The 14912-nt window shown below is 65.1% G+C and carries 16 protein-coding genes; 1 reads left to right on the top strand and 15 read right to left on the bottom strand.

Annotated features, from left to right (window positions below; genetic code table 11):
- Positions 1-83: 83 nt before the first annotated feature.
- From N2K99_RS18165 to N2K99_RS18210, 10 genes are all read right to left on the bottom strand, one after another.
- Complete coding sequence (locus N2K99_RS18165; protein WP_227934634.1) at positions 84-485, bottom strand: hypothetical protein; 402 nt, start codon at positions 483-485, stop codon at positions 84-86.
- A gap of 32 nt (positions 486-517) precedes the next feature.
- Positions 518-1540, bottom strand: a complete 1023-nt coding sequence (locus N2K99_RS18170; protein WP_227934635.1) for a hypothetical protein — start codon at positions 1538-1540, stop codon at positions 518-520.
- A 149-nt stretch (positions 1541-1689) separates the two neighbouring features.
- Positions 1690-3165 carry a flotillin family protein gene (locus N2K99_RS18175; protein ID WP_227934636.1) on the bottom strand — a complete coding sequence of 492 codons (1476 nt, stop codon included), beginning with the start codon at positions 3163-3165 and terminating at the stop codon, positions 1690-1692.
- Positions 3166-3210: 45 nt separating this feature from the next.
- Positions 3211-3684, bottom strand: coding sequence for an NfeD family protein (locus N2K99_RS18180; RefSeq protein ID WP_227934637.1), 474 nt, complete (start codon positions 3682-3684; stop codon positions 3211-3213).
- 30 nt (positions 3685-3714) lie between these two features.
- The gene (locus N2K99_RS18185) at positions 3715-4185 is read right to left on the bottom strand and encodes a hypothetical protein (protein ID WP_227934638.1); all 471 of its coding nucleotides are present in this window, start codon (positions 4183-4185) and stop codon (positions 3715-3717) included.
- A gap of 101 nt (positions 4186-4286) precedes the next feature.
- Entirely contained in the window at positions 4287-6566 is a 2280-nt protein-coding gene (locus N2K99_RS18190; protein ID WP_227934639.1) for a DEAD/DEAH box helicase, read from the bottom strand.
- Between the two features lie 34 nt (positions 6567-6600).
- Positions 6601-7251 (bottom strand): M23 family metallopeptidase, encoded by a 651-nt coding sequence (locus tag N2K99_RS18195; RefSeq protein WP_227934640.1) that lies wholly within the window; start codon positions 7249-7251, stop codon positions 6601-6603.
- 92 nt (positions 7252-7343) lie between these two features.
- A complete protein-coding gene (locus N2K99_RS18200; RefSeq protein WP_227934641.1) occupies positions 7344-7574 on the bottom strand; it encodes a hypothetical protein in 231 nt (76 codons plus the stop codon).
- Positions 7575-7733: 159 nt separating this feature from the next.
- On the bottom strand, positions 7734-8537 hold the full coding sequence (locus N2K99_RS18205) for a DUF3592 domain-containing protein (protein WP_227934642.1): 804 nt from the start codon (positions 8535-8537) through the stop codon (positions 7734-7736).
- 74 nt (positions 8538-8611) lie between these two features.
- Positions 8612-9337, bottom strand: coding sequence for a zinc-ribbon domain-containing protein (locus N2K99_RS18210; RefSeq protein ID WP_227934643.1), 726 nt, complete (start codon positions 9335-9337; stop codon positions 8612-8614).
- Positions 9338-9431: 94 nt separating this feature from the next.
- On the opposite strand from N2K99_RS18210, the gene fabG reads away from it, so the two are divergent.
- Positions 9432-10151, top strand: a complete 720-nt coding sequence (gene fabG / locus N2K99_RS18215) for a 3-oxoacyl-ACP reductase FabG (protein ID WP_227934644.1) — start codon at positions 9432-9434, stop codon at positions 10149-10151.
- A gap of 10 nt (positions 10152-10161) precedes the next feature.
- On the opposite strand, the gene N2K99_RS18220 is transcribed toward fabG, so the two are convergent.
- The 5 genes from N2K99_RS18220 to N2K99_RS18240 all read right to left on the bottom strand — a co-directional run bounded on the left by N2K99_RS18220 (position 10162) and on the right by N2K99_RS18240 (position 14845).
- Positions 10162-10728 (bottom strand): hypothetical protein, encoded by a 567-nt coding sequence (locus N2K99_RS18220; RefSeq protein ID WP_227934645.1) that lies wholly within the window; start codon positions 10726-10728, stop codon positions 10162-10164.
- Positions 10729-10789: 61 nt separating this feature from the next.
- Positions 10790-11257, bottom strand: a complete 468-nt coding sequence (locus N2K99_RS18225) for a helicase associated domain-containing protein (protein ID WP_227934646.1) — start codon at positions 11255-11257, stop codon at positions 10790-10792.
- Entirely contained in the window at positions 11257-12102 is an 846-nt protein-coding gene (locus N2K99_RS18230) for a helicase associated domain-containing protein (protein ID WP_227934647.1), read from the bottom strand. The genes N2K99_RS18225 and N2K99_RS18230 overlap by 1 nt, the downstream gene beginning before the upstream one ends.
- A gap of 104 nt (positions 12103-12206) precedes the next feature.
- On the bottom strand, positions 12207-12506 hold the full coding sequence (locus N2K99_RS18235) for a glutaredoxin family protein (RefSeq protein WP_227934648.1): 300 nt from the start codon (positions 12504-12506) through the stop codon (positions 12207-12209).
- Positions 12507-12589: 83 nt separating this feature from the next.
- A complete protein-coding gene (locus N2K99_RS18240; RefSeq protein ID WP_227934649.1) occupies positions 12590-14845 on the bottom strand; it encodes an ATP-dependent DNA helicase in 2256 nt (751 codons plus the stop codon).
- Positions 14846-14912: the final 67 nt, after the last annotated feature.

Below are 14912 nucleotides of genomic sequence, written 5' to 3' on the forward strand. Positions count from 1 at the left end.
AAGCTCCTCTTGTTCTCCGGCCGCGGGCCCGTGGTCGGTAGTTCTGCTAATTCACATGCGTAGACGGCGGGCGGTCAGCCGGTTTACGCAGCGATCAGGTTCATGAACCGCTGGACTTCGCTGTCTCCGGCCAGACGGCGCCGCCCGGTTTCGGACAGGTCCCAGCTGGAGAAGGCGGAAGCGCGGACGATGGGGTTCGGGTCCTCGGCGGCACGGTCGGCAGTTCCCGCGTAGCCGGTGTTGACCACTGCCAGGCGTACTGCTGCCGGCTGGTCGCGGGCGGACAGTTCTTCCAGGACGTCGTCGGGGACGACGGGACTTGAGGTGACCTCTGCCCGGACAAGCGGGTCGGAGCTGCGTGCAAGCACGCGGACCTCGGCCAGGCCGGCCTCCCGCAGATCGGGGAAGCCGGCGGCCGGGGCGATACGGACAAGGGGTTCACCGTGGGTTGATGCGGCGAACTGGCCGCCAGTCGGGACCCCCACGGGGACGCGATTCGGGTTCACCGCAGGGGCCCTTACTTCTCGGCGTGCTTGTTGTTCGCGTACGAGATGGCCGATTCCCACATGGGCTGTGCCTTCTCGGCGCCGAGGCGTTCGAGCATGTCGACGACCTTTTCCTGCTGCTCGACGTCGAGGTCTTCGCCGAACGGTGCGAACAGGGCTTCGGTGGCAGCGTTGTCGTTGCCCTGTGCCCAGTCGTTGCAGGCAGCCATGATGCCGCCCTCGTGCTTGCTCATCACCGAGCGGTGGCGGGTGACGTGGCGCTGGGACAGGGATGCCTCACGCGACAGCGGTACTCCGGTGCCTTCGGCCAGGGCGTTCCATGCCAGACGGCGGGCCTTTGCCTTGCTGGCCACGCCCTTTTCGTCCAGTGCATCGAAGGCGCGGTCCATGTAGGAGTCCACGGGGACATTGGCCATCTGTTCGACGGCGACGAGGCTGGCGCCCATGGAGCCGGACATTTCGTCCTCGGAAGTGTTGGCGTCAAGGGAGCGCTCGACGGTGGTTGCGATTCGGAAGGCCTTGGACGGCTTGTGGCGGGGGTCGTGCCAGGTGTCGAAGATTTCCTGCTCGATGGCTTTTTCCTCAGCAACGGTGGGCATGCGCTGCTCGCGGTTGATGATTTCCTGGCACTTCTCTTCGAACAGCCGGTAGGCAACGCGGTCTTCAGCGCGGAAGACGGTCTGGGTGCTCTGGGAGGTGAAGTTCCGGGCAGTGCGGTTCACCCAGCCCCGGAGGTTTTCGATGTTCTTGCGTTCCTGGATGGCCTTGAGGGTGATCAGGACCGTCTCCTGGGTGATGTCGTCCGCGTCCACGGTGTTGGACTTGGCCTTCTGGCCCATGCGGGCCTGCCAGTAGCGGGCGGAGTCCGAAGCCTGCTTCAGGATGGCTTCGGCCGACAACCCGTAAGACTCGAGGGAGAGGGTGAGCGAAGGCTCTGCGTGTGTGGTGGCGGCGAACTGGCCGCCTGCGGGTACGCCCTCGGGGACCCGTGCGAAGTTGGTCTTACCGGCTGCCGTTGCTGTATCAATGCTCATGCCCGTTCTGTGTGCGGCTGTTTTCAAAAACGCGCAGCAAAAAGGCTATTTGTGATGCAGATCACATAATCGGTGATTTTTGGGTACTGCCCCGGGCATGGAAAAGCCCCCGCCGCAGATCTCGTGACGGGGGCCCGGCCTCAATGAAGCTAGGCGGCCTTGGCCTGCTCCGGGGTATCCGCTGCGGACACTGCCGCGTTTCCTGCAATGGCCCCACCGGCAAGGTTGCCAAGGAGTGCAGAGAGGTCAATTCCGGTCATGGCCTTGATGGAAGCCAGACCTTCGGTGCCCATGCGGGTGACCTGCTTGGTGGCATCCGAGGCGCCGTCCGTGGAGATCACCGTGTAGTTGTCGATACCGGCAACGGCGCGGGCGTTGGCAGCCATAATCGAAGGCATGTGGTCAGCCAGGATGTAGGCGATGGCCTCTTCCGTGTAGCCGGCGAGGGCGTCTGCCTTGGCCTTTTCAGCCTCAGCGTTTGCAGTACCGATCGCCTTGATGGACTTGCCTTCGGCTTCACCCTTCAGCTCAACGGCCTTGGCTTCGGCAGTTGCCTCGAGCTCCAGGGATTCGGCACGGGCGGAAGCTTCCAGTACGGTCGCAGCCTTTTCGGCCTCGGCCATGGTCCTCTTCTCGAAGGCGCGGCCTTCAGTGTCAGCCTTGGCAGCATCACGCAGGCCCTCGGCATGGACGCGTGCAGCGTACGCCGCGGCGTCGGCCGGCTTCTTCTCGCTGATGTCCAGCTTCTGCTCCTGGACAAGGGCTTCCTCGACGAGGGCAGCGCGCTGCAGACGGGCGATTTCCACGTCCTGCTGGGCCTTGGCCAGGTCCTTTGCAGCGTCGGCTATGGCCTGCTGGGTGTCCTCTTCGGCCTTGAACGCGGCCTGCTTGACGGCAAGATCCTTATCCAGGCGGGCGGTCTGCTCCTCCTGGGCTACGCGGGCAGCCTCACGGATCTGCTTGGCTTCGGATGCTGCAACTGCGGCGACCTGGGCGGCACGCTCGGTTTCAGGCTTGGAGAGGTTGTCCCAGTAGTCCTTATCGTTGGTCTTGATGTCCTTGATGTTCAGGATGTCGACCTGGATGCCCTGCTCGGCCAGTTCGGCCTTGGCAGTGTTCAGGACGGCGTCCATGAACTTGGCCCGGTCCGAGTTGATTTCCTGCACGGTCATCGAGCCGATGATCGAGCGCAGGGAGCCTTCCAGCGAGTTCTGGATGGAGGTCTCCAGCTGTGCGTCCGTGTGGGTCAGGAAGCGCTGGGCGGACTTGCGGATGTCCGCTTCGGAGTCGGCCAGCTTGAAGTTCAGCGAGGCCAGGACGGAGACGTTGATGAAGTTCTTGTCCGGGCCGGTGACGGTCAGTTCGACCTGGCGCTGCTTCAGGGACAGGCGGAAGTCCTGCTGGACGACGGGCAGGACGAGCACCTTGCCGGCGAAGGCAATGGTGTCGTTGGAGGAGTCGCGTACTCCGCCGGTGCCTGACTTGGTGGATCCCATCCTCACAATGACCAGGACCTCATCCGGTGCAACGGTGCGCAGGCGGGATGCCGCATAGCCAAGGATGGCGAGGAATACGACGATGATGGCAACGACCGCGAGGACGGAGCCGGTATTTTCGAAGCCCATGGGGGCCTTTCTGTTGGGGTGGTGTGTTCTTCTGGCCGGGATCGGTCAGGCGGCGGTCTTTTCGACCTTCACGCGGGAGCCGTGCACTTCGGTCACAGTGACTGAGGCGCCGGAGGGAATGATCTCTTCGCAGAAGGCCATGCGCTTGTTGATTTCGCGCGGGTGGCTCAGCTGGACTTCACCCATGGCGCCGGTGATGCGCGATACCGTGACGCCGGTCAGTCCGACGACCTCGTAGGGCACCTGCACGGATGCGGCCTGCAGCTTCCGGGTCATGGTTCCGACGATTGCTACGGCACCTGCGCCGAGTACGGCAGCGAGGGTGTAGGCAAGCCAGGCCGGTCCGTTGTTGCTGAGCACCAGGACGCCGGAGGCGCCGAAGAGGGTGAGGCCGGATCCGACCGCGGTGCCCGAGAGAGCGCCGTCGAGGATGTGGAGGAAGTCGAAAATGGAACCGAGCAGCATGGAAAGCAGCAGCAGTGCCAGCCCGACGCCGCCCACGATAAGGAACGGGGTCATGGTTGTTTCTTTCTGGAGTGGAGTTGCCGGTTAGGCGAACGGGTCGTCGAAGTCGAAATCGTCGGCGTCATCGGCCTCAGGTTCCGCCGCGGCGGCCGCCGGTGCAGGTTTGGCTGCCTGCGCTTCCGGGGGCAGGCCCTTGCCGGCTGTCGCAGCCACGATCTTCGCGGGCTTGCCTTCACACCCGGACCCGACCATGCACTTAGAGGGCACGGAATCCGAGACGAGAATGAAGTGCCCGCACTTGGGGCATACGGCAGGTGTCGCCGCCGGATTGATCCGCAGGAGGTTCAGGGCATCCTGATGGGCGGAAATGACGTCCAGCTGGGCGTCGGAGAGGTCCAGGCCGAGGAAGGTCTTCACGACCAGCGGATCGCCGGCCTCCATGGCCTCAAGGAGTTCCTGCCAGGTGTTCTGCTTGGTCTTCTTCAGGATTGCGATGCCGAGGCTCGCTGCCTGGGACAGGCCGCTGTAGTTATCGCGGGTCTTAAGCCAGCCCATTCAGTTCCTTTTCCCGGCGGTTTCCGGTGCAGCCGTGGCGGCCTGTTCCGGAACATTCGTTATTCGTATATCCCCTATGTGTGCGGCAGGCTCAGCCGCTCTCACCGCCGCTTCCTGACGCCGGCATCCTGTTCGCGGACGATGTCCTCCACGATCCGCTGCATGATGTCGGCCAGGGACTTGAACTGCTTCTCCAGCTCGGGGTCGTCCCCTGCCGTTTCCTCGTAGATACCCTCGTCCTCGTTGACGGCCGCGGTCATCTCGGTGACGTTGTTATCGGCGCCGGGCATGAGCACGTTCAGGTCGTTGGCCTTGTTGCGCAGGATGGCCCGCATGTGCGGATCCAGGGTGTTCACGGCCATGAGGGTGGTGATGATGCACGTTTCGGTCTGACCGATGCGGTGGATCCGGTCCTCAGCCTGGCTAATGTTCGCCGGCGTCCAGTCGGTTTCCACGAAGATCGCGTCCGAGGACCTGGTCAGGGTGATTCCGAAGCCGGCGGCACCGATGGAGCAGAACAGCACGCCGATCTCACCGTTCTGCAGCTTGTCTGCCATGGGCTGGCGTTTGTGCTCGGGGACACCGCCGTCGATGAAGCCGACGCCGGCCAGGTCCGCGGGGATCGAGTTGACCAGGGCTTCCATGACCGGCTGGTGGTGAACCCAGACAACCAGGGGGCGGGTGTACTTCTTGGTCCCGTCCTTGGCTGTTTCGGTGGTCTGTTCCATCCAGTCGGTGACGATCTCGATGGCGGCAGGCACCTTGGCGACGCCGGCGGCTGCGCGCAGCGGCGTGATGAGGTCGATACGTTCCCGGGAGAACTTCTTGATGTCCTCGGGTCCGATGATGGAGCCGTCTTCGGTGAATTCCTTCACCCATTCGCGGATCTTCTCGTACAGGACCTCGTGGGCTTCGTGGAAGCCGCGCGTGTCGATGTCCACGATCCGGGTGGTGCGCAGCTTCTTGGGCAGCTGCTTGAGGACGTCTGCCTTGTTCCGGCGAACCCAGCAGTCACGGGTCATGCGCATCTCCAGTTCGGAGAGCATCTCCCGCCTGGGCAGGAAGGCGCCGAAGCGGTTCTGCTTGGTGTAGCGGTTCATGAACTTCGAGGCGCCGCCGAAGTACGGCTCCAGGGCACCGGCGATGGCCAGCAGATTCGTCACCTCGGCCGGGCTGGCCAGGAACGGGGTGCCGGTAATGGGGATGCGCAGGTCATTGATGGTGCAGGCAAGGTTCCGGTCCGCGGTGGCGCGGGCGGTGCTGAAGTTCCGGGCACGGTGGATTTCGTCGAACAGTGCCGCCTCGGGGTTCCAGTCCACGAGCTCCTTCAACAGTTCCGGGCGGGAGGCCAGCAGGGAGTCGGCGACAACGATGACACCGCGGTCGGGGAAGGGCGGGACTTTCTTCCCGGCCCGGATCGGGACAATGTACGGCGGGAAATCAGGGGCCTTCGACCGGGTCTTCTTCTTGCCGGCCGTCAGGTCCAGGGTCGCCACGGATGCCTGCTTGTGGTCCGGTGCGAAGAACGGGCCGAGGGCAGTCAGGGCTTCGCGGCACCAGTTGGTGACAACCAGCGGCGGGACGACGATAACGACGCGCTCGGCGCGGCGGATTGCGGCCGCGGCCAGTGCCTGGCGGGTTTTACCAAGGCCAGGGGCATCGCAGAGGGCACGGTGTCCGCCGACGATGGCGTAGGCTCCGGCAACCTGGAAGGGGAAGAGGTCAAGGCCGAACCATTTTGGCAGGTAGCCGGTGTGGGAGGCGACGATGTCGACCAGTTCCCGGGTGCGTTCGGAGAGGACCTTCTGCTCGTCCCCGTCGACGCCGGTGGATGCGGCCAGTTCCCGTGCTGCTTCCCGGACGTTTGCGGGGATAGGGCCGGCCTGCAGCGCGGCGACGGCGTCGTTGAAGGTGTCGTCGTCGAAGCTCAGCCCCTTCTTGGGACCGTTCTCGTCGATCAGGTCGGTGATCAGGGCGGTGAAGCGCTGGGCTTTCTTGTCCCAGACAGCGCCGGGACCCAGGAGTTCGCTGACACGCTCGTAGCCGGCCAGCCGGTGGCGGACGAAGGCCGAGTGCGGGAACCGCTTGGAACGCTGAACCATCGGGCGCCACAGGGGCTCAAGGCTGTCCAGGTCTTCCAGATCGCCTGTCGCCTCGGAGTAATCGACCTCGATGCCGTGTTTGGCGAAGAATTTGTCCGGGTTGATGCCGGTTCCGGTGATGTACCAGGCCTTCTCGGCCGGATCCCAGCGGCGCGAGGGGACAACGTCCTTGATCCACTTCTGGGCGTCGCCGCCTCTGGGCATTCTGGCACCCCAGGGGAACTCAAAGCGCAGTTCCGGCCGGCGGAAGGTCCCGGTGAGGACAACGGAGAGGGTCATATTGTTTCTATGCGCCCGGAGACGTCACGGGTGCTCAAAGCCATCCGGCCGGGTTGATGTGCTTGCCGTTGAGGACGACTTCAAAGTGCAGGTGGCAGCCGGTGGATGCCCCGGTCGTGCCGGCACTGGCGATGAAGTCTCCGCGGGAAACCTTCTGCCCGACGCTGACGTGGGATGAGCTCAGGTGGTTATAGGTGGTCACGAGTCCGCCGCCGTGGTCGATTTCGACGCGGATGCCGCCGCCGTAGGGGTGCCAGCCAGCGAATGTCACAGTCCCCGATGCAGCTGCGGTCACGTCCGTGCCGCACGGGGTCCCGAAGTCCTGGCCCGAGTGGAACTCGGTGGGGTCTCCGGTGATGGGACTGATACGGCCGCCGAAGGACGAGGTGCGGACCGGATTGGCCAGCGGGTTGTCCAGCGTCCCGCCGACGGTCTTTCCGGTGCTCATGAGAGTGCGGAGGCGGACGTCGGGGTCATGGCTGCTGGTGACACCCTCCCGGCTGAAGGAGACTTCAACGTCAGCCGGTGCGGTAACGGACTCACTTTCGGTCAGGGTGCCGAGTTCATTCCCGGCCTCCTGGGGTGCGGCAGCTCCCATGAGCGATGCCGAGACGGCAAGGCCGAGCGCAGCTCCGATCCGAAGTCGGACCTGCGCGGTTATCGTTTCTTTCCTGTGCTTACTCACTTCCCCTATGTGTGCGGCACGTCCGGTGCCTCTCACCGCCGGACACAAAAGAGGCCGCCCGCTCGTGCGGACGGCCCTCAGGTACGCGGCTTTCAGCCTTCGAGGTTCTCGACAGTCACTGTGCCGGATTCCGGGTCGAAGCTCACGCACGGCGTCCCTTCGGCGGTGCGGGCCTTGGACAGGGCCACTGCCAGCGCGTTGCGGATTGACCGTGCCTCTTCCCTGCTGCTGAACCCCGGTGCGAAGACACTGGGCGGGGCCGAGGCGGAGATACATACATCCCAGCCGTTTCCGGTTTCCCCCGGGCGGACTACGATCGCCATGGCCGATGCCCTGACAAGGTTTCCGGCCGCTGTTTCGATCCAAACATCCACGTCTTTTTCTCCCCTGATTCTGCTCTTACCTTCTGCTTCCTATGTGTGCGGAAGGGTCCGTTTCTGTGCACGTTTCAGGCCCTTTTCGGAAGGTATTTTCGGCAGGTTTCAGGCCGCGTTCTCCAGTTGTTTCATGAGCCCCGTTTTCCGCCTGGCGACCACCGCGGAGCCTGCTGCAAGGGCTGCCGGGAACAGCGGCAGCAAGGTGAGGGCATTGATCCTGCCGGGTTCTTCCGGGTCCTCGGGAATGAAGTGCGAGGGGTCTTCGGGGTCCACGTACAGATCCACCTTCTGGCCCTGCTGCCATTTCGTGTCGGCGGCCAGCGGCGGCACTGTGTCGGTGGTGGAATCCGTAACCGTTCCGGACTGCTTCCCGCCGGACTGGTAGGAGAATGACGTGATCTCGTCGGTGCGGAACAGGGCGTGCTTATCCGGGTCCGCTTCCGTGGTGCGCCTGACACCGGTAACTGTGCCCGAAACCAGGTTGTCCTCCGACGCCAGGGACATGTATTCACTGTTGGTGCCGACCCCGGCAAGGGCCATGGCCACGGATCCGGCCACCGAGGCGCAGGCGATTGCTGCGGCAGTAATCCAGGTCCGGCGGTAATGGACCCGGGCGTGCGCCGGCACCCATCCTGCAGCGAAGTGCGGGACTCCCCGCCGGTCGGTACGGTAGACGTTCCGCCGGCCGATGCTCAGCGATGATCCCGGCCGCATCCGGACGTTGTGGGTGACCGGAATATCTTCGGGTTCGATGTACCTCTCACCATAGTCAGGGGTCTCCTCCCCCGGCACACCCGGGGCCTGTACGGCCTCGGTGTCGATTTCCTCTTCAAGGGCCTCGGTGGAGTAGACGGCGAATCCGCCCATCGGCCTCTGGGGCTCGGGGGCAGTGCCTTCGTTGTTCTCCATGACGGTGCCTTCAGATCAGGGTGGGGGTGACGGTGGTTCTCCCCAACACATGCGCAGATTCCCGCGATGAAGTCCTATCCGGTCACGATCCGGTCCGCGGAGGACGGCAGGCATACCGGGCAGCCGTTGGAGTGGTAGCGGTCCACCACACGCATCCGGTAGGGGTCGTGACCCTGCGGGCAAAGCCAGCTGTACACCCGCTTGGACTGGAGGGCGACGTCTGCGGGCGTCCGCGGCGCGTTGGCTTCGGCATCCCACTGGGCGGCGAGGTCCGGGCGGAGCTCGGCGAGTGAACGTCCGGGTGCCGGAACTGACCGGCCGTCCAACCGGGAACGCTCGGCACAGACGGGGCAGCCCCTTTTTGCGGCGCCGGTCCTGGACGAGGGCTTGGCGATGTAGCTTCCGTGCCCCTCGGGGCAGAGCCAGGAAACAATCCTGCTTGAACCGAGGTACACGCCGTTGGCCTGCAGGCCCGCGTTTGCCTCTGCATCCCATTCGGCGGCGAGGTCCGGACGGAGGTCTGCCAGCGACTGCCCGGGTACAGGTGTCTTGCAGGCGATAGTGGTCCGGCTCCGGCCGCAGGCGGGGCATCCGCTTCCGGCATTCCGGTTGGCGATGCGCGAGAAGAAGGACGGGTGCCCGTTGCTGCATACCCACCACGCCTTATTCAGGGAGGAAGGGGTGACGTCACTGGGCTTGAGGTCTCCGTTGCGGGCGTAGTCCCATTCAGCGGCAAGGGCCGGGTTCACCTGGGAAAGAGCAGGTCTGTGCGGGCGCCGGCGGACGGCAGTCTGTTCCATGCCCATCATGTGTGCGGACCGGAGATTCCCGCTCCCCGCCCTGCACCCGATACGGTTTCTGACGGGGGATGCAACTGGTCTCGAAGTAAAGGATATGAATATGGCAGCGGCACGCAGCGTACTGGTCACCGGCGGAAACCGCGGGATCGGTCTGGCCACGGCAAAGGCCTTCCTGGAGAACGGGGATAAGGTCGCGGTCACCTACCGCAGCGAGACGGAGCTTCCCGACGGCGTTCTCGGCGTCCGGGCGGACGTTACCGATTCCGAAAGCATCGACGCCGCGTTCAAGGAAGTAGAGGCAGCCCACGGTCCGGTCGAAGTCCTGGTCGCCAACGCCGGCATCGCCAACGACAAACTGCTGCTGCGCATGAGTGAAGAGGACTTCACCTCCGTCCTGGATACCAACCTCACCGGTGCGTTCCGGGTGGTCAAGCGGGCGTCGAAGGGAATGATGAAGATGCGCCGCGGCCGGGTCGTCCTGGTTTCCTCCGTTTCGGCCATCTACGGTGCCGCCGGCCAGATCAACTACTCGGCGTCCAAGGCGGGCATGGTCGGCATGGCCCGGTCCCTGACCCGTGAGCTGGGCTCGCGCGGCATCACCGCCAACGTCATCATGCCCGGCGTCGTGAAGACCGATATGTTCAACGAGGTCTCCGACGAAATGCAGGCCCACTACCTTGCCGGGATCCCGGCCGGCCGGTTCGCCGAACCCGAGGAGATCGCCCGGGTCATCCGCTGGCTCTCCTCCGATGAGGCTGCCTACATTTCAGGTGCAGTCATCCCCGTCGACGGCGGCGGCAGCATGGGGCACTGACAACTGGCGATTAGGCCGCCTGGGCGTCAATCCAGGCACGCAGCCCGGCTTCGGACGGCAGTTCTACAGGGTCCTCGATGGACACGATGAGGATCTGCCGCACCGGGGCCGGGGCTGCTTTCACCGCTTCGCTGTCCTGCAGGAAGGTTGTGAGTTCACCCAGGGCGCTGTCCACGACGTCCCGGTCGATCTCAGGGTTTCCGTGGACGTAGAGCGCCACCGCCAGTCCGGGGCACGCCGGGAAGTCCCAGTCTCCGTCGAGCACGTAGGCGATCGGCTCCGTCAGGGCGTTCAGGTTCAGCTGGTCGATGTCCTCGCAGGTGGCCTCCCCGTCGGCGAGGCGCTGCAGGGCCCCGCTGGTGTCAATTCCGGGGCGCCTGAGGCTCAGGTGCTCAACCGTCAGGCGAAGCAGTTCCTGCAGGTGCGGCAATGACTCGTCAACGGTGTCTCCGGAGGCTGTTGCGGCCGCTTTGAAGGCCTCGAGGGCCTCAGGTGAGGCGTAGGGCGCCAGGCCTTCTGCGATGGCTACGGAGGCTACCGAGGCGTTTGAAGTGAAGGGATCGGTCGGTGTCGTCATTGGGCTGCCATTTCGGTGGTCTGGTCGGTGAAGCCGGCGGTCGGGTTGTCCACGTTTGTTTCTATGCGTTCCGGATGCCGACGGGCCCGGCAGTCTTTTTGGTCAGGGTCCTTGGAGGGGTGCGGGACCACCCGGGGCAGTGCTCTTCCAGCCAGCGGCGGCGGTCCCCGCGCAGGCGTCCTGCACGCAGGAGCGACTGCTGGCCCGTCAGCCAGAGCGCGATCATCCGCTCGTTGTACCGGGAGGACTGGACGGAGGGGATCAGGCGGTGGGTGAGCAGGAAGTCGGAGGCTTCCCGGGCCCGGTCCAGCCAGATGCTGTCGGGGTCTGCTTCCCACCCGGGTATGGCCTGGTCCAGTGCGGCACGGCGGAAGTCGTCCATCGTTTTCGAGGCAAGGGCAACACGCTGGCGGTTCAGCCACTGGCCGAGGGAGCGTTCGTAGTCGGAGTCCGTGACAACGGAGGGCCAGCGGCCGTTCGTCTCGTAGAAGGCGGCGACGGCGGGCGGGATCCGGCGTTCATCGAGCATCAGATCGCACCGCCCTTGGCGACGACTGCGTCCGGCCAGCCGGGTATTGCAGCCAGCCGGGCGGTCCGGTCTTCGTTGAGCCGTCCGGCACGGTGGGAGGTCCGCTGGCTGCGGGCCCATTTGGCCAGTTCCGCTTCGGCCGGGACGGACGGCAGGGGCCAGCGGCTGTTGGCGGCAACGAATCCCGCCAGCGTCCGGGCCTGTGCCCGCCACGGGAAGTCGCGGCCTTCGGCCAGGGGGAGCCAGCCTGCAGCGTCCTTGTCCAGCCGGGACATGCGCGTGCTGCTGAGCCGTCCGGCACGGGCCTGCGCGCGCTGGTGGGCAAGCCACCGGGAGAGTGAGGCTTCGTCGTCCAGCCCTGAAGGCATGGGCAGGCGTGAGTGCAGGTCAACGAAGTCCGTGACGTCGTCGGCGCGTTCATCCCAGGTCGCCGGCCGGCGGACGGGTGCTTCGAGCCAGTCCCCTAGTGCTGCTCCCAGTGCCCGGCGGCGTTCTGGAGTCAGGGTCCCGGCGGCTGCGGCGCGGCGCTGGGCGCCCAGCCAGGATTTCTGGGCAGCCGTAGTGGTTCCGGTGATGCGCGAAGCCGCCGCGGCGCTGAGGTTTTCGTTCCAGCGGTCTTCGCGGCTCAGCCGCCACCCGGGCACGTTTTCATTCAGCCAAGCGCCCAGGGAGGCATTGAGGCGGCCTTTGCGTGCGGCGCGCCGTTTGCGTTCCAGCCAGGAATGGAGTTCGGGTTCGCCGGGTCCGGGAAGACGTGCGTGCAGGCCGGTAAATTCAGCAACTGCCCCGGCCATGGGGGCGTCGGCGGTCCGGCCCTTCACGGTCGGCAGATCTAAGTTGGTCACACTATCTTCTATGCGTTGAAATGCCCCACGGGCGGCAGAAAAATGCTCAGGGCAGCAAAAGGGCCCGGTTTCCACTATCGGAATCCGGGCCCGGTTGGTGACCGTTATGCGGAAAGGACTTCGGTGTCCTTGGCCACACGGCGGACTTCGGGATCTGCATTCAGTTCGTCGATCTTGTCCGGGCGGAAGCCCCCGAAGGAATCCAGGAGGTTCCCGTCTGCATCGTGCACCAGGGTCACCGGGGCAGACATGAAGCCAAGCTCCTTGATCAGCGCACTGTTTTCCTCGATGGTGGCGTCAACGACGGTGTACTCGATGTCCGTCTTGTTCAGTGAGCGCTTCATGGCAATGCACTGCTGGCATCCGGTGGGCTTGGAGTAGAGGGTTACGGTTTTCAGGGGCATGACATGCCTTTCGTTGGTGCGGCCGGTCAGCCGCGGAAGGTTTTTCAGGTAGTTGATCTGTGTGCGGCCGGGGCCGGAAATGCTCAGGCGGCCAGGCCCATGTCCGATTCGGAGATCGTTTCGAGGAACTCCACGGCGGCCTTGTGGCTGGTGGTCACGCGCAGGAAGCGTTCGACGGCCTTCTTGTAGACGCGGCGGGTCATCTCCGGGTAGCTGACCGGTCCGGTCTTCAGGAAGCGCGGGTCCAGCACGGCGAACATTCCCACGTCACCCATGGAGCGGATGAGGCGTCCGGCAGCCTGTTCCAGCAGCAGTGCAGCTTCGGCCACGTACACGAGGCGGTCCGCGGACCATTTGTCGGTCTGCAGTGCCTCCATGAGGGCTTCCACACGGGCATCGCCGACCGGGTTGCCGGCCTGGCGCGGGATGCGGTCCACGGTGACCAGCGAGCAGGTGCGCCCGGGAGCGTCCACGCCGGTCATCAGGGATTTGGTGCCCACCAGGACGGCGTGCTCGTCATCGCGCCATGCGCTCATCAGGTACCGGGTGGACTGGCCGTCCCACTGGGAGTAGACCTTCCAGCGTCCCTTTGCGGCTGCGCGCAGTTCCCTGGCGTACCGCTCCCCCGAGGAGGATTTGGCCGACAGGATCAGCGCGCGGCCGTGGGCTGCCTCGACCAGTTCCACGTTCTTGCGTGCAGCCCATCCTTCGTGCAGGCGGGCGTCGAAGCGTGCCCGGCGCCCGGGGGCCCATCCGGGGTAGAGCTCCTGGAGTTCGGCCCCTGCCAGCTTGGGGATGTAGAGCAGGGAGGACCCGTAGGCCTTGTCGAACGGGCTGGGGTAGTTCACGTTCTCGGCGCTCATGCCGGCCTGGTATCCGAAGCGGCCGGGCAGGGTGGCGGAGACGGCGATGACGGTCATCGGGTAGGTGCCTGCCTCTTCTTCGACCGGCTCCCCCGCTTCCTTCATGGCCTGGGCGACCGGGTCTTCCTCGTCGGGAAGTTCCGGGGCGGTCCACAGGTTGGCCAGGAGCATGCCGCCGACGTTGACCGGCGAGGAGCTGGCGACCCAGTACGGGGTCTGGTTCCGGGCATCCTTGGGCGGGTTCTTCATCTCGATCCAGCGGGCGACGCCGGTCTTGTGCAGCTTCACGGCCGAAATGTTGGCAATGAAGGTATCCATCCGGCCGGTCAGGCGCTTGGCAGCGAGGCGGATCTTGGTGTTGGAGGAACTGGAGGGAACCTCGAGGGCACCCTTCACGGATTTCGCCCAGGCGATCATCATGTCGCCGGTGTTTTCGACCGGATCCTCGTTCTCGGTGACCTTGCGGACTTCACCGGGCTTGGTGCCGCGGCCCAGGGCTGCCAGTTCGTCGTTCAGTTCCAGTGCCAGAGCCTTGCCTTCCTTCACGAGGCGCTCCACGCGGGGCTCGAACTCGTCAAGCACGCGGGTGATCGAACGGGCAAGGGAGGTTACGGAGGAGACCGAGACTTCGCTGGCGCCGGCGTTGCGGACGTTCTCGGGCAGCGCGTGGGCTTCATCGACCATGATGATGTGGAACTCGCCCAGGTTCTTGTTGCCCACGAGCACGGGCACACCCTTGGCGGCCTGGACGGCCAGCATGGAGTGGTTGGTGACCACGATGTCCGCCTCGGCAGCCTTGGCGCGGGCCTTCTTGGGCTTGCAGTAGTCAAAGAGCGGGCAGGTGTCGCCGATGCATTCACTCGGGCCGACGGAGACCGCTCCCCACAGCTCGTTGGTCAGGTCCCCTTCGTAGGACTGCTTGTCTCCGGGGTCGTCATCGCGCAGCGACAGGGCCCAGGTCAGCAGGGGCACGCCCTTGGCCAGGTCGAAGGAGCGCCCGTCCAGCTGGGCGTATCCGGTCTTCTTCAGTCCGGCCAGCTTGGTGCGCAGCTCGGGCTTGGTGAGGCGCGCGCCGGCGGTTCCGGTCAGGGCTTCGGCAGTGTCGCGGACTGCGGCCAGGCACAGGTAGTTGGAGAACCCCTTGAGCAGGGCGACGTCGGGGCGTGTGCCGGTGACCTTTTCGCAGGCGGCCGCGGCATTGGGGGCATCCTTGTCCATGATCTGCGCCTGCAGGGACAGGGATTCGGTGCTGATGATGGTGCGCTGGCCCAGTTCGGCTGCAGCCACCATGGCCGGAGCCAGCAGGGACAGGGATTTACCCAGTCCGGTGGGCGCGACGCCGACGACGTGACCGGTCGTCTTGATGGCTTCTTCGATGTGTTCGGTCAGGGTGGCCTGGCCGGGGCGCGGCATGGCATCGGGGATGCCGGTGGCGATCCTCACGGCTTCGGTGAGGGTCTTCATCATGGTGGTCATAGCTGTACCTCTGTACTTGGTGGGCCTGGCCGCAGGGGCCGTGCAGTGGGTGAGGTGTATCTGCGGT

The organism is Arthrobacter sp. zg-Y1110, assembly GCF_025244865.1.
Taxonomy (GTDB): domain Bacteria; phylum Actinomycetota; class Actinomycetes; order Actinomycetales; family Micrococcaceae; genus Arthrobacter_B.